This window comes from Aerococcus urinaehominis (genome assembly GCF_001543245.1).
Classification (GTDB): domain Bacteria; phylum Bacillota; class Bacilli; order Lactobacillales; family Aerococcaceae; genus Aerococcus; species Aerococcus urinaehominis.
In genome coordinates this window covers 52,871-74,569 of the sequence record NZ_CP014163.1, presented here as the reverse complement: position 1 = coordinate 74,569, position 21,699 = coordinate 52,871, and the positions used below count along the sequence as shown (strand labels likewise).

General features: G+C 44.5%; 22 protein-coding genes. 4 read left to right on the top strand and 18 right to left on the bottom strand.

Translation table 11 applies throughout. The features are described 5' to 3' along the window. Positions 1–86: 86 nt before the first annotated feature. Positions 87–314: a glutaredoxin-like protein NrdH gene (gene nrdH / locus AWM75_RS00370; RefSeq protein WP_067977196.1), complete on the top strand. Its 228-nt coding sequence runs from the start codon at positions 87–89 to the stop codon at positions 312–314. A 38-nt stretch (positions 315–352) separates the two neighbouring features. Here nrdH and AWM75_RS00365 read toward each other — a convergent pair whose 3' ends face one another. The 3 genes from AWM75_RS00365 to AWM75_RS00355 are packed head-to-tail and all read right to left on the bottom strand — an operon-like array spanning position 353 to position 3,073. Next, positions 353–1,129: an ABC transporter ATP-binding protein gene (locus AWM75_RS00365; RefSeq protein ID WP_067977195.1), complete on the bottom strand. Its 777-nt coding sequence runs from the start codon at positions 1,127–1,129 to the stop codon at positions 353–355. Next, positions 1,129–2,025: an ABC transporter permease gene (locus AWM75_RS00360; protein WP_067977194.1), complete on the bottom strand. Its 897-nt coding sequence runs from the start codon at positions 2,023–2,025 to the stop codon at positions 1,129–1,131. The genes AWM75_RS00365 and AWM75_RS00360 overlap by 1 nt, the downstream gene beginning before the upstream one ends. Positions 2,026–2,032: 7 nt before the next feature. Continuing rightward, the gene (locus tag AWM75_RS00355; protein WP_067977193.1) at positions 2,033–3,073 is read right to left on the bottom strand and encodes an ABC transporter substrate-binding protein; all 1,041 of its coding nucleotides are present in this window, start codon (positions 3,071–3,073) and stop codon (positions 2,033–2,035) included. A gap of 490 nt (positions 3,074–3,563) precedes the next feature. Between AWM75_RS00355 and AWM75_RS00350 the strand changes: the two genes are divergently transcribed. Together AWM75_RS00350 and lexA are read left to right on the top strand one after the other, a co-directional pair. Continuing rightward, positions 3,564–5,225: an Rqc2 family fibronectin-binding protein gene (locus AWM75_RS00350; RefSeq protein WP_067977192.1), complete on the top strand. Its 1,662-nt coding sequence runs from the start codon at positions 3,564–3,566 to the stop codon at positions 5,223–5,225. 92 nt (positions 5,226–5,317) lie between these two features. Next, a complete protein-coding gene (gene lexA, locus AWM75_RS00345) occupies positions 5,318–5,929 on the top strand; it encodes a transcriptional repressor LexA (protein ID WP_067977191.1) in 612 nt (203 codons plus the stop codon). Between the two features lie 83 nt (positions 5,930–6,012). On the opposite strand, the gene AWM75_RS00340 is transcribed toward lexA, so the two are convergent. From AWM75_RS00340 to AWM75_RS00275, 14 genes are all read right to left on the bottom strand, one after another. Next, positions 6,013–6,525 carry an adenine phosphoribosyltransferase gene (locus AWM75_RS00340; RefSeq protein WP_067977190.1) on the bottom strand — a complete coding sequence of 171 codons (513 nt, stop codon included), beginning with the start codon at positions 6,523–6,525 and terminating at the stop codon, positions 6,013–6,015. Continuing rightward, positions 6,515–8,863, bottom strand: a complete 2,349-nt coding sequence (gene recJ, locus AWM75_RS00335) for a single-stranded-DNA-specific exonuclease RecJ (protein WP_067977189.1) — start codon at positions 8,861–8,863, stop codon at positions 6,515–6,517. The genes AWM75_RS00340 and recJ overlap by 11 nt, the downstream gene beginning before the upstream one ends. Before the next feature lie 8 nt (positions 8,864–8,871). Then, positions 8,872–9,657, bottom strand: a complete 786-nt coding sequence (locus AWM75_RS00330; RefSeq protein ID WP_067977188.1) for an SDR family NAD(P)-dependent oxidoreductase — start codon at positions 9,655–9,657, stop codon at positions 8,872–8,874. Continuing rightward, on the bottom strand, positions 9,657–10,589 hold the full coding sequence (gene rnz, locus AWM75_RS00325) for a ribonuclease Z (RefSeq protein WP_067977187.1): 933 nt from the start codon (positions 10,587–10,589) through the stop codon (positions 9,657–9,659). The genes AWM75_RS00330 and rnz overlap by 1 nt, the downstream gene beginning before the upstream one ends. A gap of 66 nt (positions 10,590–10,655) precedes the next feature. Beyond that, complete coding sequence (gene obgE / locus AWM75_RS00320; RefSeq protein ID WP_067977186.1) at positions 10,656–11,993, bottom strand: GTPase ObgE; 1,338 nt, start codon at positions 11,991–11,993, stop codon at positions 10,656–10,658. Positions 11,994–12,025: 32 nt separating this feature from the next. Then, entirely contained in the window at positions 12,026–14,113 is a 2,088-nt protein-coding gene (glyS, locus tag AWM75_RS00315) for a glycine--tRNA ligase subunit beta (protein WP_067977185.1), read from the bottom strand. Then, entirely contained in the window at positions 14,113–15,030 is a 918-nt protein-coding gene (gene glyQ, locus AWM75_RS00310; protein WP_067977184.1) for a glycine--tRNA ligase subunit alpha, read from the bottom strand. Before glyQ ends, glyS begins: the two co-directional genes overlap by 1 nt. Positions 15,031–15,294: 264 nt before the next feature. Beyond that, on the bottom strand, positions 15,295–16,077 hold the full coding sequence (gene recO / locus AWM75_RS00305) for a DNA repair protein RecO (protein ID WP_067977183.1): 783 nt from the start codon (positions 16,075–16,077) through the stop codon (positions 15,295–15,297). Between the two features lie 198 nt (positions 16,078–16,275). Further along, on the bottom strand, positions 16,276–17,196 hold the full coding sequence (gene era / locus AWM75_RS00300) for a GTPase Era (RefSeq protein ID WP_067977182.1): 921 nt from the start codon (positions 17,194–17,196) through the stop codon (positions 16,276–16,278). A gap of 10 nt (positions 17,197–17,206) precedes the next feature. Next, complete coding sequence (locus tag AWM75_RS00295; RefSeq protein WP_074572448.1) at positions 17,207–17,629, bottom strand: diacylglycerol kinase; 423 nt, start codon at positions 17,627–17,629, stop codon at positions 17,207–17,209. After that, positions 17,601–18,080 carry an rRNA maturation RNase YbeY gene (gene ybeY / locus AWM75_RS00290; RefSeq protein ID WP_067977181.1) on the bottom strand — a complete coding sequence of 160 codons (480 nt, stop codon included), beginning with the start codon at positions 18,078–18,080 and terminating at the stop codon, positions 17,601–17,603. The genes AWM75_RS00295 and ybeY overlap by 29 nt, the downstream gene beginning before the upstream one ends. Positions 18,081–18,090: 10 nt before the next feature. Next, positions 18,091–19,062: a PhoH family protein gene (locus tag AWM75_RS00285; protein ID WP_067977180.1), complete on the bottom strand. Its 972-nt coding sequence runs from the start codon at positions 19,060–19,062 to the stop codon at positions 18,091–18,093. A gap of 234 nt (positions 19,063–19,296) precedes the next feature. Next, positions 19,297–19,470, bottom strand: a complete 174-nt coding sequence (rpsU, locus tag AWM75_RS00280) for a 30S ribosomal protein S21 (protein WP_067977179.1) — start codon at positions 19,468–19,470, stop codon at positions 19,297–19,299. Positions 19,471–19,580: 110 nt separating this feature from the next. Further along, positions 19,581–20,015 (bottom strand): Fur family transcriptional regulator, encoded by a 435-nt coding sequence (locus AWM75_RS00275; RefSeq protein WP_067977178.1) that lies wholly within the window; start codon positions 20,013–20,015, stop codon positions 19,581–19,583. Positions 20,016–20,116: 101 nt separating this feature from the next. Between AWM75_RS00275 and AWM75_RS00270 the strand changes: the two genes are divergently transcribed. Next, positions 20,117–20,953, top strand: a complete 837-nt coding sequence (locus AWM75_RS00270; protein WP_067977177.1) for a pyruvate, water dikinase regulatory protein — start codon at positions 20,117–20,119, stop codon at positions 20,951–20,953. A gap of 107 nt (positions 20,954–21,060) precedes the next feature. Here the strand turns inward: AWM75_RS00270 and AWM75_RS00265 are convergent, their stop codons facing one another. Beyond that, entirely contained in the window at positions 21,061–21,699 is a 639-nt protein-coding gene (locus AWM75_RS00265) for an RDD family protein (RefSeq protein WP_067977176.1), read from the bottom strand.

Below are 21,699 nucleotides of genomic sequence, written 5' to 3'. Positions count from 1 at the left end.
ACGCCAACTGGCTATATATTGTGTTTATTGCAAAAAAAGCCACTATATATAGATGTGGCCTAAATAGAAAAGGATGACTCAATATAATGGTAACTGTATATTCAAAACCCAACTGCATGCAATGTAATTTCACGAAAAAGTATCTAGAAGACAAGGAAGTCACCTTCCAAGTTCTAGATGTGACTGAATCTGAAGAAGCGCTTGACCATGTCAAAGCATTGGGCTTCTCATCTTTACCAGTTGTAGAAGCTGAAGGTATTGAACCTTTCTCAGGTTTCCGTCCTGACCGCTTAGAATCCTTAGCGCAAGACTAAGTAAAAAATCGCGCCCCAATTTGTGGGACGCGATTTTTTTAATTTTCTTGGATAGCTTCCATAATTTCATAGAGTTGGCCGGCAGTGAGCTGGGCCTTCTCTTCTGCTGTGTAATCTTTAACGACTTGGCCGCGGTGCAAGTGAAGCATCCGGTTGCCATAGGTTAAGGCATCTTGCAGATTATGCGTAATCATAATAGCAGTTAACCGGTCTTCAGCCACCCGTTCAGCGGTAATTTCAAGAATCTTACGCGAGGTTTTTGGATCTAGAGCAGCTGTATGCTCATCAAGTAAGAGAATTTCTGGTTTTTTTATCGTCGCCATCAAAAGCGCAATGGCCTGACGTTGCCCCCCTGATAGGAGACCAATTTCAGCATCAAGACGATTTTCTAGGCCCAAATTTAGGCTCTTTAGCATGTCCTGATAGCGGCCGCGCTGGTCGTCACTTAAGGCTAAGCGCAGCCGGCGTGACTCACCGCGACGTTCGGCCAAGGCTAAGTTTTCAGCTACCGTCATTCTCGGTGCCGTCCCCTGCTTGGCATCCTGGAAGACACGCGCGACATAAGCAGCCCGGTCTACCTCATCGGTTTTAGTGATGTCTTGGTCACGCAGATAGATACGGCCACTATCAAGCGGGAAGTTACCTGCGATGGCATTAAGCATGGTTGATTTACCTGCCCCGTTACCACCAACTATGGTGATAAAATCACCTTGATTAATCTGGTAGTTAATGCCATTAAGGGCAAAGAAGGCATCGGCAGTCCCCTTGTTAAAGACCTTACTAATATTTTCTAAACGCATTACTGGTTGTACCATTATTCATTCACCGTTCCCTTCTTTTGGCGGCGGCCCATCAGACGCCCTCTAAGGGCTGGAATTGCCAGACAGATAGCAAGAATTAAAGCTGAGAAGAGTTTAAAGTCCTCAGTATTAAAGTTAAGTTGTAAAACAAGTGTTAGGAGTAATTGGTAAACAATGGCACCGACAATGATGGTTGCCATCCGAACTAATAACTTAACATTCGGGAAAATTACTTCACCAAGTACCACCGCTGCTAAGCCGATTACCACAGTACCAACCCCAGAGTTAATATCAGCATAACCATTATTTTGTGAGATCAGACTACCTGACACTGCTACTAAACCATTGGCTAGCATATAACCCAGCATTTGCATTTCTTTGGTTTGGATTCCCAGCGCTCTGGCCATATGGATATTATCACCGGTAGCAATCAGCGCTTGGCCCATTTCTGTCTTAAAGAATAGTGATAGGATACCAATAATAATTGCAGCTATAACAAGGCCAACCAGCAAGGTATCCAAGTTACGTGGTAGGTGGAGGCCAGCTACTAGGTCATATATCGTGGTTTTTCCGGCCAAACTGATATTGGACGAGCCCATAAAGCGTAAGTTAAGGGAGTAGACCCCAGTCATGGTAATAATCCCAGCAATCAGGGGGCTAATACCGACAGCTGTAATCATTAGCGCTGTAATTGCCCCAGCCGCTGCCCCCGCTAAGAAGACGATTAGGATATTAATTAAGGGATGAAAATCTAGTTGGATGAAGGCGGCACCAATACTAGCACCGACTACAAAGGCACCTTCAGTGGTTAGATCAGGAGTATTAAGAATTCTAAAGGTAATATATACGCCTAGACCCATAATGGCATAGAGGCTGCCCTGGGCTAGGGCTGAGAGAATAACTGTTAACATGGTGCACCTACTCTTTCTCGTTGACGTTAATCGCTTTTTCTGTAAATCCTGCTGGTGGTTTGATTCCTAAAGCCTTCAATGATTCATCATTATAGTAGAAATCATTTTTATCATTGTATTGGACTGGATAGGCATTTAGATTAGCACCTTCAATCAGGTCAGCAATAACTTTGGCTGTAAGCAAGCCATACTCGTATTGGTTAATGCCTACTGTCGCTACCCCACCCTCAGCAATCATGGAGTCAGCGGTTGGGAAGGTTGGTACGCCGGCAGCATTGGTAGCGGCAATCAAGGTAGGCATGGCACCGGCAATAGTATTATCATTAGGGATATAGATAGCGTCAACTTCCTGAGCCAATTGTTCAGCAACCGGTTTTAATTCATTAGTCGAAGAAATTGTTTTGACTTCGTAGTCGATGCCGTTATCCTCACAGTAAGCAATAGCATCAGCCACATTACGCCGAACATTGACTTCTGAGGAGGTGTACAAGATACCTAGTTTTTTCAAATTAGGCACAAATTCTTGAATCAATTGAATCTGTTCTTTTATCGGCGCATGATCGGCAATAGCGGTAACCGGACGACCCGGATTTTCAGGATTTTCTAACAGGCCGGCACCAACCGGGTCAGAGACTGCAGAACCAATCACTGGAATGGTCTGTCCTGAAGCATTATTAAGTGCTTGGGCAGCCGGTGTCGCAATACCAACTAAGTAGTCAACATCTTGGGCGACGAAATTATCAGCAATCCGTTTCAAGTTATTCTGATCACCTTGACCATTTTGATAAATGATTTCAATATTCTCACCATCATGGTAGCCCCGCTCAGCCAAACCATCATAGATTCCCTGGCGGATCTCATCCAAGGCCGGGTGGTCCATCATCTGTAACAAGCCGATAGTATGTTCAATTTGATTATTAACTGGCTTGTCACTATTTGCTTGATCTTGATTGCTATCGAAGCTAGCCCGCAGTTGTGGCAGACTGAAGGCAAGGATAATAAGGGCAGCAGCTAAAATAAAACCGGTAATTGAAAATTTCTTCTTCATTTTTTACACTCTTTTCTTTTTCAAACCCTGGCGACTGTCAGGTCCGGACTTTTGGATACAAAAAATCCCCACAAGGAATAAATTTGACTCCATGTGGGGATTCATAACACTTAGATGAAATGTCCACATAGATACAAGTCCAGACTAAAGCTGACGTTGTATCTATGTACCAGTCTACATATCTACAACGACTCTATGTGGCCAACGCCATGAAAAGTTTGCGGTAGTAAAAGTAAACATTTGGACATCTCCTCTCTTGATTTCTTAAAGTTAGTTTAAGCTTCGGATGAAAACTTGTCAAGACGTTTTGCAAAAAAGCTAGCCAGATAAGCTGATAACAAAACGATCAAGGGTGATGGGGAATGGCGAACCACTTGCAAATCAAGCCTTAAGAGCTATAAACACTACTATAACTACACCCCTGCAATTAGCCAGCTTTAATAATAAGCTGATATTTGCTATACTGAGCTATTGAGAAAGAGGTGGTTTAATGTCATTTGACGGCATGTTTACCCACGCCATGGTTGGCGAATTAAAGGCGACCTTCCAAGGCGCCCGTATCCATAAAATCCAGCAACCTTATGATTTATCAATCGTCCTATCGATTAGGGCCCAGCGTAAAAATCACAAGCTTCTAATCAGCGCCCATCCAAGTTTTGCTCGTATTCAGGTGACTGAAGAATCATATAGCAACCCCCAAACACCGCCTAATTTTTGTATGGTCTTGCGCAAGTATATCGAGGGCGCCATTATCCAAGATATCCGCCAGTATAAGAACGACCGGATCATTATCTTCGACCTCATCCACCGGTCGGAAGTTGGTGATGAAGCCAAGCGCCAATTGGTGGTTGAGCTGATGGGGCGCCATTCAAACCTTATCCTGGTTGATAATCAGGAAAAGATTCTTGATACCATTAAGCACGTCCCACCCTACCAAAATACCTACCGTACCCTATTACCTAACGCTAATTATATCTTACCCCCTCAGGGCGATAAGCTGAATCCCTTTGATTTTGATGCTGATCAAATCCAAGACTGGCCCCAAACGAGCCAAGCTATCCAAAGCCTATTTATGGGTTTTGGCCGCGATTCTGCTAATGAACTGCTTTACCGCATCCAAAACCAAACTAAACAAGCTCCTGCCCAAGTGGTCCAAGCCTTTTGCCAGGAGTTTGAACCGGACCATTACCAAGCTACTTTGATTGTCGGTGAAAATAAGGTTAACTTTCTAGCCTGTGATTACCATACCCTAACTGGTGAACGGAGCCAATATGAAACATTAAGCAAATTGTTGGATGTCTACTATTTAGAAAAATCTCGCCAGGACTGGCTCAATCAGGTGGCTAATAGCTTAATTCAAACAGTTAACCGTAATCTTGACCGTAACCGTAAAAAATTAGCCAATTTAGCTGATGATGAAAAACAAGCCCAGGGTGCTGATGACTTCCGCATCAAAGGCGAACTACTAACCGCCTATCTCTACCAGCTTGAAAAAGGCCAAGACCAAGTAACACTGGCTAATTTCTACGACCAAGACCAGCTGTTAACCATCAAATTAGATCCGGCTAAAACACCTTCAGAAAATGCCCAGTGGTATTTTAAACGTTACAATAAACTCAATGATGCCCATCAGTATATTGCCCAGCAAAGCCAGCAGGCCCAGGCAGAAATTGATTACCTAGAGTCAGTTATGACCGCTATCGAACTATCCGATGCCAAGGAATTAGAAGATATCCGTGCTGAATTGGTAGACCAAGGCTATCTACGTCGCCAGGGCAAAAACCCTAAAAAGCATAAGTCCCAAGCTAAAACTATCCAGGTTGAATCAGTAGCAGGTAATACAATCTATATTGGTCGTAACAACCAGATGAATGACCAGCTGACCATGCGGCAAGCGCATAAAGACCATTACTGGTTCCATACCAAAGATATACCAGGCTCACATGTCATTTTGGCTACGGCTAATCCCAGCACGGATGAAATTATCCAAGCAGCCAAACTAGCGGCTGCCCATTCCAAATACCGTCACTCGGCTAATGTACCAGTTGACTATACCCAGGTTAAACATGTCAAAAAACCGAATGGCGCCAAACCAGGCTTTGTTAATTACTTTGACCAACAAACCGTCTTTGTGACACCCGACCAGGATTAATTTTCCTTAAAAATAACATTTTTACGAACGTACGTTTGTAATCCCTGCCTAGCTATGCTAAAATATACTTAGTATTAAAGGAGGCTAAACCCATGAAAGAGCGACAATTAAACATCTTACGCTGTATCTATGACCACGTTAGCGACAAGGGCTTTCCTCCTACCGTTCGAGAAATTTGTGACCAGGTCAACCTGGCCTCTACCTCTACCGTCCACGGCCACCTAGCCAAGCTAGAAACTAATGGCTACTTGTTTAAGGACAAGACCAAGCCACGGGCGCTTGAGATCACACAAAAAGGACTTGAAGCGCTAGGAGTCGGCAAACCTGGAATTCCTATTATTGGGACAGTAACAGCTGGGCAACCCATCACTGCCTACGAAGATGTCGAAGATTATTTCCCCTTCCCGCCTGGCTACCAAGATATCGATGATGAGATGTTTATGCTCAAAATCCGTGGCGATTCTATGGTAAAAGCAGCAATTCTCGATGGCGACTATGTTATCGTGAGGAAGCAAAATACTGCTAACAATGGGGACATTATCATTGCGATGACTGACGAAGATGAAGCTACTTGTAAACGATTCTTCAAAGAAGCCGACCATATTCGTCTACAACCAGAAAACGATGCTTATGAGCCCATCATTCTAGACTCTTGTACCATTCTTGGCCAAGTAGTCTCTCTCTTCCGCCACCATACTTATTAAAGAGTTAATTAAAACTACTATAAAAAGCGATGACTACCTGTGCATAGGTAGTCATCGCTTTTTTCTTTTGTCTTGATTATGGTCTAGTAGTGTAAAATTGATACAACTTCAGTATTAGGGATTTTCTCACGACCCTTGAGGTCATCAAGTTCAATCAGGAAGGCTGCCCCTACTACTTCAGCCCCCATTTCAGTTAATAAGTCAACGATGGCTCCAATCGTACCGCCTGTCGCTAATAGATCATCCACCACTAAAACTTTTTGACCAGCTTTTATATCATCCTTGTGAATCTGCAAGGTTGATTGCCCGTATTCCAAACCATAGTCGATAGAAACGGTTTCGCGAGGTAATTTGCCCTTTTTGCGAGCAGGTATAAAACCTTTCTTCAGCTCAAAAGCTACTGGGCAGCCAACAATAAAGCCACGAGCCTCGGGACCAACGATGACATCAACCTCTTTAGAAAGTGCATAGTCAACAATTTCTTGGATAGCTTGGTGGAAAGCTTCTCCGTCAGCCATCAAAGGTGTGATATCACGAAAAATAATCCCTTCTTCAGGAAAATCATCAACCCGGGCAATATAATCTTTAAAGTTCATAGTTAGGGTCCTCCTCAAAAAAATAACGCTTAATAGTTTCCTGGTCTTGGTAGAGCCAGAACTTCTCCGCCTGGCTCTGAGCTTGACGTTGGTCAAATAAAGGCGATGCCAGCAAATCCTGTTTACCAGTGGCAGCAAGGAGACTAAAGATTGGTCCTTGCCACTGGGCCAAGCCCCGTTCAATTAGGACGGCCAATATAAATTTTAACTTATTTACACTAATTTTTAAATACTGGGCTAAATCACCTTCCTTGCCCTTAAGCGGTAAAGGTGGGTGACCTTTTAAATAACGGTAGACAATGGCAAAATCTTGACGAGATACTGGTCCTTCCAAATAAGCTTGGTCAGCTGTAAAGGCAAATACATGCATATTTTTGATGCCAGTAGCCGTCAACAATTTATCGACCAAGTCTAATTTAGTGAAACAGTCAAAAACCACTAGCTGATCGGCACCAAGCGCCCCTAAATCCTCCTGACTAGCCTGGACTAGGTCTTCCTTAGTTAAAGCGATCGCATCTTTAGGCAGGTCAGGCTGGTAATGATCACGATACTTAGCCTGGTCGAACAAATAAATGGCAGCAGATATTTGGAAAATATCTGACCGGGTCTTGGCCTGGCGTAGATTATAGACACTGGCCTCTTCAACCGCCAAATCAATGATTTGCGCCTGAGGGCTGACAGAGCCATTCCATTCGTTAATCGACAAGCTAACCACCAAATCAACCGCCTGGCCTATAGTTAATTGTTTAGCTAAGGGGCCTTTACCAAAACCAATCGCAACCAACTGATCGTGGTCAGTCGATTTAAGACTTAGTTTCAAGGTCATCCCATCCTTACCTAGGGCTTGGATATTGGTGATTTCTTGTTTCTCTAATAGAAAACGTGGCTGGCTATTATCGCTACCAAAAGGCCGCAACTTATCTAGAGAGCGAATATTGGCTAAGTTAACCTGACTAGCTGGGATAGCCATATCGATAGCCAAGTCTTGCTTACCAATAATTTCATCGTGGTAGTGGCTGGCTAGCTCCTGTAAGCGATCAGCCCAAGCTGGGAATTGGTCAGCACGCACTGACATCCCTGCCGCCATGGCATGACCACCAAATTTATCAGCTAAATCACGCACTTGGTCTAATAGTTGATATAGGTGGACAGAGGCTAGGGACCGACCAGACCCCTTATAAACCTGGTCTTCTTCCTTATAGGTCAAAACAATGCTCGGCCGTTGATAGGTCTCTACTAAACGTGAAGCGACAATGCCCAGCACCCCCTCATGCCAACTGGCCTGGCTCACAATAATGATATCAGGCAAATTGGTCTGGCTGTCTACCTGATCCATGGCTTGCTGAGTAATTTGAGCAACCAAATCTTTGCGCTCTTGATTCGCTGCTTCGATTTGGTCAAGAATTTCTCTTACCTCTAATTCATCAAAAGAAGTCAGCAAGCGCACACCCGGACTCGCATCTCCTAAGCGCCCTAAAGCATTGAGGCGTGGGCCAATAATAAAGCCTATTTTTTCTTCATCCAGCTGTTGAGGTGATAAAGACTGGTCACTAAAGAGCATCTGCAAGCCCAGACGCTCAGTTTGGCTTAGTTGCTGGATGCCGGCTTGGACCAGGGCCCGGTTTTCACCAGTCAAGCTGACTAAATCGGCTACCGTGCCAATCGCAGCTACATCTAACATCTCTGCTGGCATCTCCCCCATCAGGGCGGTCACCAATTTCAAGGCCACACCAGCTCCTGATAAGTCATCAAAAGGATAGTCACCCTGCGGATGACGCGGATGGATAATGGCATAAGCCTCAGGTAGCTTGTCACTAATTTCATGGTGGTCAGTAACGATGACATCAACCCCCGCCTCCTTAGCCTTAGCCAAGGCTTCAAAGCCAGCTACACCATTATCAACCGTGATAATTAAGTCAATGCCCTGGTTAATATAGTATTTGTAAACCTGCCAATTGGGACCATAGCCGTCATCAAAACGATTGGGTAAATAATAGGTGACATTGGCACCCATGGCTTCTAGTGCTTCATAGAGGATAGTTGTTGCCGTAATCCCATCAGCATCATAGTCCCCATAAATTAAAATAGATTGAAATGATTCAATAGCCTGGTTGATGCGGTCAACTGCACGCTCCATATCATAAAATAGGAAAGGATCATGGAAAACCGGGTTGCCACCCAAATAATTGGTCAAATCAATCAGATTACGGTAACCGCGCTGGTAGGCGAGCTTTACCAAAACTGGATTTTCACCACTTTCAGCCGTTAAATCCTGGATATTTTCCAAGTCTTTTTCGCTTAAATCTGGCGCTTGCCACTTATATTTAGCTGGTAACATATCATACCTCACGATCTTAAATTAAAGTGATTGAAGGCCCATTGACTGGCTCGGGGCATTAAATTAGGAAAGAGGGCCCAGGCAATTATTGGCAAGCGGTAATAGGCTGGCGCAATTAAGCAGGCTTGCCTTTTATGCCAGGTCTGGACCATCTGCCGGGCTAGCCGGTCAACCGGAATCGCAAAAGTTTCGTTCAAGCCAGTCTGGCCAGCCTTTTCAATAAAGGGAGTCCCTGAAATTGGACCTGCTAATACACTAGAAACTTGAATATCATATGGTGCTAAGTCAAAGCGAAGCCCATTAGCAAAGGCATGCAGACCTGCCTTGCTGGTCGCATATAAGGTCCGGTCTGGTGTTTGGGCTAAAGCCGCCACTGAAGAAACCAGCATAATCTGTCCTCCCTGGCCCTGGACTAACAAGACTTGGGCGAATTCTAAGGTCAGTAAAATGGCATGTTTAAGATTTAAATCTAAACTAGCGCTGGTTTCTGCCTTTGTGTGTTTTAGGGCGGACTCAAAGCGGGCAGAGGCTGCGCAATGTACCAATCCAGCTAATTGCCCCTGGCTTTGGCAGTAATCAATCAGGGCAGTCATTTGCTTTAGATCTGCCAAGTCAGCCTGAAAATAGTGACAAGCACGAGCGCCCAGACTGAGGCAGCGGGCTTGCACTGCCTTTAGGGCAGCTAAATTGCGACCAGTAAGTATCAGTTGATGGCCTTTTTCGGCCATTTGGCAAGCAAAGTGACTACCTAAGCCTGAGCTAGCCCCTGTAATACAAATATAGCCCCCTGCCATCAATCTACCTGACCAATCGTAAAGCTATCAAAATCATTGGCTAAATAGGTGTTAGAAAACTCCTGGCGGGCATCCCTAATTAATTGCTGGCTTAGCTTGCCAACATAGCGGGCAGAAATATGAGTCAGGATTAACTGTTTGGCGCCAGCTTGCTTAGCGACCCGGCCCGCTTGGTCGGCTGACGAGTGGAAATAATCATGGGCTTGCTTACTGTCAGCAGCAGCAAATGTTGCCTCATGGACCAACATATCAACCCCTTGCGCCAAATCAATAGCCCCTTGGCAATAACGGGTATCTCCTAAGATTGTCACTTTACGACCAGCTTTATCCGGGCCAACAAAGTCAGCCCCATGCAGTACCTGGCCATCTGCCAGTGTAATTGTCTTGCCGGCCTTCAATTGGCCCAGTAGCGGTCCATTAGGTACCCCGGCAGCCATAGCCTTGTCAACCATTAGTTGCCCGGCCTGGTCCGCCTCTTCAATGCGGTAACCATAAGACCTGATGCCATGTTTTAGCACTTGATAGGTCACCTTAAACTGCTGGTCAGCAAAAGCGACTCCCTGGTCTTCAGTTAATTCAATTATTTCAAGCGGATAACCCAGTTTACTTTGGCTCACCTTCAGGCTGGTTGTGACAAATTGTCGCAAGCCTTTAGGACCATAAAGGGTCAACTTATCATCCCCACCCTGGTGGGCCCTGGATGACAGAAAACCAGGCAAGCCATAGATATGATCACCATGAAGATGGGTAATAAATATCTTAGTTACCTTGCGCGGCTTTAAGGTCGTTTGTAAAATTTGATGCTGGGTGCCCTCCCCACAATCGAAGAGCCACATTTCATTACGCTCGTCTAAGAGCTTGAGCATAATAGCAGTGACATTACGGTTTTTACTCGGAACACCCGCACCAGTTCCTAAAAATGTGATTTCCATGGCTGCTCCTTTCAATAAAAATGGTGGTAGGCTGGCTACCACCTCAAAATAATAAAATGCTTTTAGTTAATCAAAAAACTCAAACTCATAATCTAGAATTCTGACAATATCGCCCTCTTGAGCACCTGCTTCTACCAGGGCTTGGTCAACACCAATCCGCTTTAAGTGGCGGGCAAAGCGCAAGGCCGATTCGTCATACTCCAGATTAGCCATCTTGAAGGATTTTTCAATTTTATCGCCGGATAAAACAAAGACGCCATCGGGATCTCGGTCAATATAAAATTCAGGCTCTTCTTCCGCTAGCGTATAAAGTTGAACTTGGTCAGTCGCTTGGGCAGCCTCTTCCTCAGCTAACTGGGCTAGGCGCTCATTTTCCTGACTAACGAGCTCAGCTATCCGGTTGACAAGATCATCAATGCCTTCTTTTTGGTAGGCAGAAATTGGGAAAATTTCTGGCAAGGCTAAGTCAGGATGGTCACTAGCAAAATAATCCGCTAGTTTTGCCTTAAACTCTTCAAGATATAAAATTCCCTCAGGAATATCCATCTTATTAGCCACAATGACAGTCGGACGCTCTAGCAAGGTCTCATCATAAGCTAAGAGTTCCTTGTTAATCTTAACATAATCATCAAAGGGGTCCCGATTTTCATGAGCGCCCATATCAACCACATGCAAGATAACCTTAGTCCGCTCGACATGGCGCAAGAAACGAATACCCAGACCAACACCTTCAGCCGCCCCTTCAATTAGGCCGGGAAGGTCAGCTAGGACAAAGTCTTCACCGTAGTTAGGCCGGACGACGCCTAGATTAGGCGATAGGGTCGTAAAGTGATAATCACCTATCTTTGGTTTAGCGGCTGATACGATTGACAAGAGCGTTGACTTGCCAACAGATGGAAAACCAATTAGGCCGGCATCAGCAATCAATTTTAATTCTAAAATTAATTCCCTCTCCTGGCCGGGTTCACCATTTTCAGCGATTTCTGGGGCCGGATTGTTTTGGGTGGCAAACTTAATATTGCCTCGGCCGCCTCGGCCACCTTTAGCGACGACACATTCCTCACCGTGGTCCACTAAATCAGCTAAGACTTGGTTGGTTGCCGCATCCCGGATGGTTGTTCCGGGTGGCACGCTCACGTAAAGGTCATCAGCCCCCCGGCCATACATACCCTTGGGCATCCCATTCTCACCTGATTGGGCCTTAAAATGGCGGTTATAGCGGAAGTCTAATAAGGTTCTCAGTCCCTCATCTACTTTGAAGATAACTGAGCCACCCCGGCCACCATCACCACCAGCCGGTCCGCCGTCAGGTCGATATTTCTCACGCAGAAAAGCCACCATTCCGTCGCCACCTTTTCCAGCTTTGACAAAAATTTTAGCGTAATCTAGAAATGAACTTGCCATTAAAACCCTCCTTTCTTTAATTATGAATGATTTTACTTAGTAACAATTTTATTTGTATCTGCTAACTGACGAATTTGGCTAGCTGGTCCAGCTAAAATAGCCAAACGATTATCCCTAACCGCTTCATTGTCAGTAAAGACCATATTTTCAGCAAAGAAGGCCTCAATTAAAGGCACTAGGCTTTTAAGGTCTTGGTAGCGGCTCTCTGCCCCGGCTTGATTAGCTAGGTTTAGGCTGGCTTGGTAAAGCGCTGCCTCACTGTCTGTTTCAAACAAATCGCTATTAACAGCCTGGCCTAATACACCCAATTCTTGGGCTTTGCTACCCAGGTTAAGAATACGTGACCAAGCCTCAACGTTGGTCTTAAAGTCTGGGTCTTGGCTGTGCTGGTTCAGAACCTGGGCAGCTTCATGCTTGGCAACTACATCTGCTTGGTCACTAGCCCGCACCGCTTCCGAGATGTCGTAACGTACCCCAGCTTGTTGGTAGTTTTGCTTCAAGCGGTCGTCAACAAAATGACCTACTTGGTCGATGCGCTCAGCTACAGCTTGATCATCAAGCTGGTAAATATCTTTTAATAATAAGGCCAAATCTACTTGCCAATCAAATGGTAACTGATATTGCGATAAAATGCTAATAATACCTATCATCTGCCGACGCAGGGCAAAAGGATCATTGGAGCCAGTAGGTATCCGACCAATGTTAAAGAAAGAAATAATTGTATCTAACTTATCAGCCACGGCAAACAAAATTCCTAGATCAGAAGTTGGTAAGTCGCCCCCTGCTGCTAGCGGCAAATAGTGTTCCCGAATAGCTTGGGCCACTTGGGCACTTTCACCAGCTTGGTTAGCATAAATTTCGCCCATAGTACCTTGCAGTTCAGAGAACTCATCTACAATACCAGTTGTAAGGTCAAATTTATAAATTTTGCTGGTCCGGTCTAAATCGGCTTTTTGAACCTGGCTAAAGGCGCCGTCAGCTTGCTTTTGCCACTTTTCTTTTAAATAGGTCGCAATCCGGCCAACTCGGTCCATCTTATCCCCCATGGTCCCGATTTCAGCGTGGAAGGTCATTTTCCGGGCTTTCTGTGCAAAGTCATCAATGGTATGGCTTTGGTCTTCGTTGACAAAGAAGACCGCATCTTCTAAGCGGGCAACTAGAACTTTTTCGTTACCTGCTCTAACCATATCGATATGGTCAGCTAAACCATTACGAACAGCTACAAAATGGTTAATTAATTTACCCTGTTTGTTTTCTACCGGGAAGTAGCGTTGGTGGTCTTGCATCGTCGTAATCAAGACTTGACGCGGTAATTCCAAATATTTTTCGTCGAAATCACCAACAAAGGCCGTTGGATACTCAACAATATTAATAACCTCATCTAAAAGATCATGGTCGACTAAAATAGCAAAATCATTAGCAGCTGCTAAGCCTTCGATTTGGTCAACTATCATCTGTTTACGCTCTACAGGATCAGCAATCACATACTGGTCGCGTAAAATAGCCAAATAGTTGTCAGCTTGATCAATATCTACCTGGTTTTGCCCTAGGAAGCGGTGGCCCCGACTAGTGCGTCCAGCTTTAACACCTAAAAATTCGAATGGCACAACTTGGTCATCTAAAAGGGACACAAACCAATGAATTGGCCGAATAAACTCAAAAGATTCGTTAGCCCAGTGCATAGTTACTGGGAAGTAGATTTTATCGATTACAGTATAAAGATTGCCCAAGATTTCTTGAACAGGTTGCCCTGGTTGGTGGACTCTGACATGGGCATAGTCGACCCCCTTAATTTCCTCGAAATAAATATCATCAGGGCTGAGTCCCTTGCCGCGGCTAAAGCCGATAGCGGCTTTGGTCCAGTTGCCGTCTTCATCCTGGGCCACTTTACGAGCTGGCCCCTTGGCAACTTCTTCTAAATCAGTTTGTCGGTCAGCAAGGCCGACCACATAGACAGCTAAACGGCGAGGAGTCGCAAAACTTTCGATTCGGTCATAGCTAACCCGCTGCTCAGTCAAGTAATCTGCTGTCAGCTGGGCCAATTGCTGTCTCGCACTATCAACATACTTGGCCGGGACTTCTTCTAGGCCAATCTCAAATAAATAATTATGTTTAGTCATTAGGCTTCCTCCTCTGCTAATAAGGCTTGGGCACTGGCTTCATCTAGTAACGGATAACCCAATTTCTTCCGTTCCGCCACAAAGGCCTTGGCCACTTGCCGAGCCATCTTACGAATACGTGCTAGGTAGGCTGCCCGATCAGTTACAGAAATAACACCACGTGCATCTAGCAGGTTGAATGTATGAGAGCACTTAAGAATATAATCATAGGCAGGATGAACCAGGTTATTTTCAATTTGCGCTAAGGCTTCAGCTTCATACTGGTTGAAAGCAGCGAATAGCATGTCGGTGTTGGATTTTTCAAAAGAATAAACTGAGTGCTCATATTCTGGTTGCTTAAAAATTTCGCCATATTTAACACCCGGTGCCCAGTCTAAATCATAAATAGAATCCACTTCTTGTAGATACATCGCTAGCCGCTCAATCCCGTAAGTAATCTCAGAAGTGACTGGTTTACAGGCCAAACCGCCGACCTGTTGGAAGTAGGTAAACTGGGTAATTTCCATCCCATCTAACCAAACTTCCCAGCCTAATCCGGCACAACCTAATGAAGGGTTTTCCCAGTTGTCCTCAACAAAACGTATGTCATGGGCCAGTGGATCAATACCGAGCATTTCTAAACTTTGAATATAGAGCTCTTGGATATTGGCGGGATTAGGTTTCATGACCACCTGAAACTGGTGGTGTTGGTAAACCCGGTTAGGATTATCTCCGTAGCGACCATCAGCAGGTCGGCGGGAAGGCTCAACATAACAAGCCTGCCAAGGTTCTGGACCAATCGCTCTTAAGAAGGTATATGGGCTCATTGTGCCCGCCCCTTTTTCTGTATCGTAAGCATTTAACACCAAGCAATTTTGCTGGGACCAAAAATTTTGTAAGCCCAGAATCATATCTTGAACGGTCTGTACAGCTTGCATCTTCATTCTCCTTTTTTATATAACCTATTAGTTTATAGCCATGAAAAAAGCCCCTATGTGTGTCAAACACACATAGGGACGATGTCTCGCGGTTCCACCCTACTTCTAGCTCAGCTAGCGCTTCATTCGTTTTTTCATGTCCTTGTAAAAGGGCCATTCACCAAGCTTTCTACCTGCTCCCACCAACCAGGCTCGCTAACACCAAGAGGCTTGGTTACCTCACTTTTACCTTCCACCCTATTTTAGACCAAATGGCGGCTTAATTCAATCTTTTTCTGCTGGTCCTGTTTTTAAACGGGCCAGTTGGTCTAGAAAAGAGCGGGTTTTCAAATGAAGACCAACATATTCCTCATAAAGCTGGTCAATCGCCTGGCGCAAGGCTAGTTTAGTTTCGGTCTGCAAACTAATTTTGCCAAGCTGCTGGTAGGTAATTTGGCTCAGCAAGCGTACAAAATAACCAGTCCGTCCCGACCAATGCAGCCGGCGGTCATCTAGGTGAAAGTGCTGGGGACAAAGCAGGCCATGGTATTTCATGGAATAATCAAATGCACCCTGGTCTTGGTGGCAATAGACACAACCTGCAAGGTAGGGAGTACTACCAAACTTGGGTAAGATTTGTAGCTCAAAAATATTGGTGATAATTTCTGGTTCAAAATCCTGGTTAAGGCAGGTAACTGCCCCCTGAAAAAGGTCAAATAAGGCAGGATCTAGGTCGCCGTCCTCCATACTGGCATCAACCAGACTGGCTAAATAAGCCGCGTGGGCATGGCGATCAATATCTTGAATAATCTGACTAGGAAATACCAGATTAGAGTAATCATTCAAAAAAGACAGGCCTTCTCGGTTAATCCGACCAATAAAGTCTGCTTGGACAAAGGGCTGGGCCGCGGTCCGAAAGTGGTTTTTTTGGGATTGAATGTGGCGCAAAAAAAACATCCTCTTTCCAAATTCCCGGGTAAATATTTTTACCATCATATCCTTATCACGATATTTTCGCGTAAATAAAACAATGCCCTTAAAATCATCGTAATAGTTTTCCTTAGCCATCTTACCAGCTCCTCCAACAAAGAAGAGCCTGGGGCATAAGTCCCGGGCTCTCGTTATTATTCGTATATTAGTAGCCTAGTCAGGTTTGAAAAAGCTGAACTGAATTGGTTTCACTAGGCTGACTCAGTATCTTGCAGATATTGGTCTGATTGCTTCCAGTGATTCATTCTGGAGCGCCAAGTCTCACACCCACCTTAACTAATAATTATCCGCCTTGTAACCAAACTGGCTGAGGGCCCGCCCCTTATCGCGCCAGTCTTTTTCAATCTTAACCCAAAGATTGAGGTAGACCCTAGATCCTAGTAGTTTTTCAATCTCTAAGCGGGCAGCCGAGCCAATTTTCTTGAGCATCGCGCCCTGTTTACCAATGACAATCCCCTTTTGACTCTTGCGCTCCACAATAATGGTCGCGTCAACGTCAATCACATGGGATTGGTCTGGATCTGGCACCATCGACTCGACCACAACTGCAATTGAGTGTGGAATCTCTTCGCGGGTATGATGGAGCAGCTGCTCGCGAATTAACTCACTGACGATAAAGTATTCCGGATGGTCAGAAATTTGATCAGCAGGATAATACATCGGGCCTTCCGGCATCAATTGAGCCAATTTTTCCATCAGGTAATCGACATTAGCCCCTTCTACCGCTGAAATAGGAATAATTTCATCAAAAAGTTCAGGCTCCGGAATATCGACCATGAATTCCTGCATTTCCTGCTTAGAAACCTTGTCAATCTTATTGACTAGGAGGAACTTAGGCACTTGATGGCCGCTGAGTTTATCCATCACAAATCGGTCACCAGGACCAATTTTTTGCTCGACATTCACTAGCATTAAGATGGCGTCAACCTCACCTAAAGCCTGGTAGGCAGATTTGACCATAAATTCGCCTAGTTCATGCTTGGGCTTATGAATACCTGGTGTATCAATAAAAATAATCTGCATATGGTCATCGGTATAGACGGCCTGAATCTTATTACGGGTGGTTTGGGCCTTGTCGGACATAATAGCTACTTTTTGACCAACAATGCGGTTCATCAGAGTCGATTTCCCCACATTAGGGCGGCCCACAATGGCGACAAAACCGGATTTGAAAGCTTGTTCTTCTTTTTCTGGCATAAAAACTCCTTTAGGCAATTAAAGATAAAAGTTTAGGTATGAAAATAATTAGACCTACCGCTACCGCAAAAATAGCAGCTGTCAAAACAGTCCCTGCCCCCACATCCTTGACATGTTTAGCAACAGGATGGTACTGGTCACCAACAATTAAATCAATGGTCCATTCGATAACGGTATTGACTAGCTCCATGGTCAAAACTAAAAGACAGGCTAAAATAAGCACTAGCCACTCCCAAGAGGCCAGGCCAACCAGGCAACCTAAAAGCAAAACGGCCACCGTAGCGGTCAACTGAAAGCGGAAATTACGCTCATGTTTCAGCACAAAGCTGATGCCTTCTAGGGCATGGCCTAGGGACTGGAAAAAGTGTTTGTTCTTGCCAATTTGCGGGCGATAAGCTCCTTGATCAGTCGGCTCTTGTGAGTCCATAAGCATCTAGCAACTCCTTCTGCAGGCCAAACATTTCTTTTTCATCTGCTGGGGTCATGTGATCATAGCCATTTAGATGTAAAAAGCCATGTAAGGCTAAGAATCCTAATTCACGGTCCAGGGAATGGCCATAATCCTTAGCCTGGTCTACTGCACGCTCGTAGGCAATAAATAAATCCCCTATCTCACGTGGTAAATCATCAGGCAAGCCAAAAATGGCCATTTCACCCTCACCTTGGTCCTCAATGGCGAAAGAAATCACATCGGTCACCTGGTCCTTACCGCGGTAGTCGCGATTGATTTGCTGAATGTCTGCGTTAGAGACAATCGTCAGCGACATTTCAATCTGGTCTTCTGGATAAAGTTGGTGACTAGCAAAATTAAGTAGGTCGATTAATAGTTCCTGTTGCTGGTCATTTAAGTAATGGTTTTCATCTGTGAATAAAATATCTAACATCGCTAGCCTCCTATTTTACGGCTGGGTCTTCGTCAGCATAGGCTTTAATAATAGCGGCTACAACGGGGTGGCGAACCACATCTTCAGCATCAAAGTAGATAAAGCGCATGTCCTTTAACCCAGCCAGCTTTTCTTTGGCATCTAAAAGACCGGATTTAACCCCACGTGGGAGGTCAATTTGGGTGGCATCCCCGTTAACAACCATGCGGGAACCAAATCCCAAGCGCGTTAAAAACATTTTCATCTGGGCTGGCGTTGTATTTTGCGCCTCATCCAAAATGACAAAGGCGTCTTCCAAGGTCCGCCCCCTCATATAAGCAAGGGGCGCAATTTCAATCACTTCTCGCTCAATTAAACGCTCCGTATACTCTTTGCCTGCCACACTATAAAGGGCATCATAGATTGGGCGTAAATAAGGATCGACCTTTTCCTTCAGATCACCAGGAAGGAAGCCGAGACTCTCCCCTGCTTCAACCGCAGGCCTAGTAAGGATAATTCTTTGAACTCGGCCCTGTTTAAGGGCTTGGACAGCTAAGACCACTGCAAGGAAGGTTTTCCCCGTACCAGCCGGCCCAATGCCAAAGGTAATCGCATTGTGGTTAATGGCATCAACATACTGCTTTTGACCAAAGGACTTGGCCCGAATAGCCTTGCCTTCATAATTTTTACCAATTGCCTGGTCATAGAGATCAATAAAATGCTCTAGGGTACCATTAGCAGCCATTTTAATGGCAGTCATTAAATCGCGGTCAGTCAAACGAATATTACGCCCCAAAAGTTCTTCTAATTGATATATAAGCTCAATTACTAGCTGAACCTGGTCGCTAGGGCCAACAATCTCAATTTTATCCCCTCGCGAATTAACAGCCACCTCAAAATGATCCTCAATTAGTGACAGATTTTTATCATGAGGGCCATAAATCTGGATGGCATTAGCTGGGTCTTGTAGGTAAATTTCCTTAGCGATTTGCTTGTCGGTCAAAGATTTTACGCCTCCTCTAATGTATTAGTCTTATTATAACAAATGTTGGCCCGCTAGGCGAACACATTGATAAAAGTCTAGAAAAAGAAAAAACCTGACCACAAGGGCCAGGCTTAATAATAGCGTATAAAATGAATATAACGAGGTCATATCAAGAATGCTCAATGACACAAACCTCGCGCCTCTCGACAGTTCCTTCTATACTTTTATGCAAGTGCTATACTCTCGTAATCATTAGAATTTACGCTTACGCGCAGCTTCTGATTTTTTCTTACGACGAACAGATGGTTTCTCGTAATAATCACGTTTACGAGCTTCTTGCAAAGTACCAGATTTTGAAACTGTACGTTTGAAGCGACGAAGAGCATCATCAAGTGATTCGTTTTTACGAACTACTGTTTTTGACATGGATTTTCCCCTCCCCTCGTTACAACAAATCATTTTCTCACAATTAAGAAAATGTTCTGTAAAAGATTATAGCGATAATTAAATAATTCGTCAATAAAATATCTGATTTTTTATTGGTTTTCGGGATTGCAGTCCGGGCAGAGTCCCTGAATTTCAAAACGGTGACCCTGAATTTTACAGCCCGGTAGCTGGTCAACAAAAATATCCATGGGGCAATGATGGATGGGTATGGTTTTACCACAATTGGTACAGATAAAATGATGGTGGCCCAAATGCGGAGAACAGTGGCGGGTAAAAATCATTTCGCCATTTAGATCAGTCTCTTCTAGCAAATGATGGTCGGCAAAGAGCTTTAAATTTCGGTAGATCGTATCAAAGCTCATATTAGGATACTTATCCGCGATTGCTTCTTGAACCTGGTGGGCAGTAAAGGCCCGGTCATGGTCTTCACCAGCAAAAACCGCCAATAAATCAGCCCGTCGTTGAGTGTATTTATAACCAGCTTCCTTAAGCTGGGTCATCGCTTCTTGCACAAAATCAGCCATAATATCCCTCCCTCGTCCTTATTCTTATTTTATTATAGCGAAAAGACTTGCAAAAGCAATTATACTTGACTCATAATAGACTAAAATAAGGAGGTCTTCCCATGTCACAAGCAAACCACCAGGACCAAACCAGCATTTTTTATCTCATTTCTGACGCTGTTGGGTCCTTAGTCAATAACACCTTTAATAGTGCCCTGGTCCAATTTCCCACCGCTAAATATGATGTCCAGCGCTATCCCTTTGTGCAACATATTGATGCCCTAGCCCCTATTTTGGAAAGGGCAGCCCAAAACCAGGCCCATATTATTGCTTCTTTTTCCCAGCCCGAAATGAACCAGTATGCCCAGGACTTCTGCCAGGACCACCAGCTTTTTTACTATGGGGTCTTACAACCGGTGATTGATGTCATGTCTAAGGATTTTAACATGGCGCCTACAGGTAAACCTGGTTCAAAGCACCGCTTAGATGACGAATATTATAAACGCATTGAAGCCCTAGAATTTGCTGTCCTCAACGATGATGGTCAACATCCTTCCCGCTTTGAAGAAGCTGATATTGTCCTATTAGGTATATCTAGAACTTCAAAAACGCCCCTGTCCATGTATCTGGCCAATTCGGGTTATAAGGTGGCTAATTTGCCGCTCGTACCCGAAGCCAGAGTGCCTGACACTATCTACCAGATTGACCGTCGTAAAATCATTGGCCTCACTAACGATGTTAACGTGCTCAATAAATTCCGCCGTGAACGGATGATTGCTTATGGCCTAGGTGATCAGACCCGCTATGCTAATGATAATCGCATCCAAGAGGAATTGGATTACGCCCATAAGATTTATAACGAACTCCAATGTCCAATCATTAACGTCGCTGACCGGTCAATCGAAGAAACAGCCACCCTCATCTTGATGTTCTTGAACCTAGAGAACAAACCCATGTAAAGACAAGTATAAAAACTTTAGATCTAGAAAAGTCTAGTCAAGACCAAATGTTTAGACAAAAACCGGACGATATTTTGAAAATATCGTCCGGTTTTTTTACTTGTTGTTTATATGTTTTCGTACAGAAAGGCAATTTGCTTCAAGTTAATTGTGGTGGTATCGGTAAAAAAGTCCATATAGTTACGCCGGTTAGGGGTAAATATAACAACCACAGCTAAAATAGGCAAGTGGGTCAGTATCATTTTCCCCAAACCATCTCTGACCAGGCACATTGAAAAAGGCAACTGCCTATATTCATCGTGGACAAGCTGTATTTTAAACAAGGCTTTGCCGATCGATTGGCCATTAGTCCAATAGGATGCCAGGCTGAAATAGCTGATTAAAAGCAGCTGGTATACCAAGTAAGTTAGCCAGGCTGTCGTTAAAATATGAGGCCAAACGATACTGACAAGACCAATAACAAGCTGGTTAATGCTAGCTACAATCGCCATATCCAGCAAAAAGGCCCAAAGACGTGACCAAAATCCTGCATACATTTGCCGGCTAAAGGCGGTGGTTAATGGTCGCTTAAAGTTTTGCCGGGCGACAGCCAAAAGGGCTTGCAAGTCTAGGCTTTTAACCTGGTCTTGGCGGTCTGCTTTGGCAGCAGTAATTTCAGCTTCTAACTGACCGGCATAAAGGCTTTGGTTAAGCTCGGGTGCGGGATAGTCAGGAGAACCTGCTTTTTTTGACTTGGGTCTAAACAT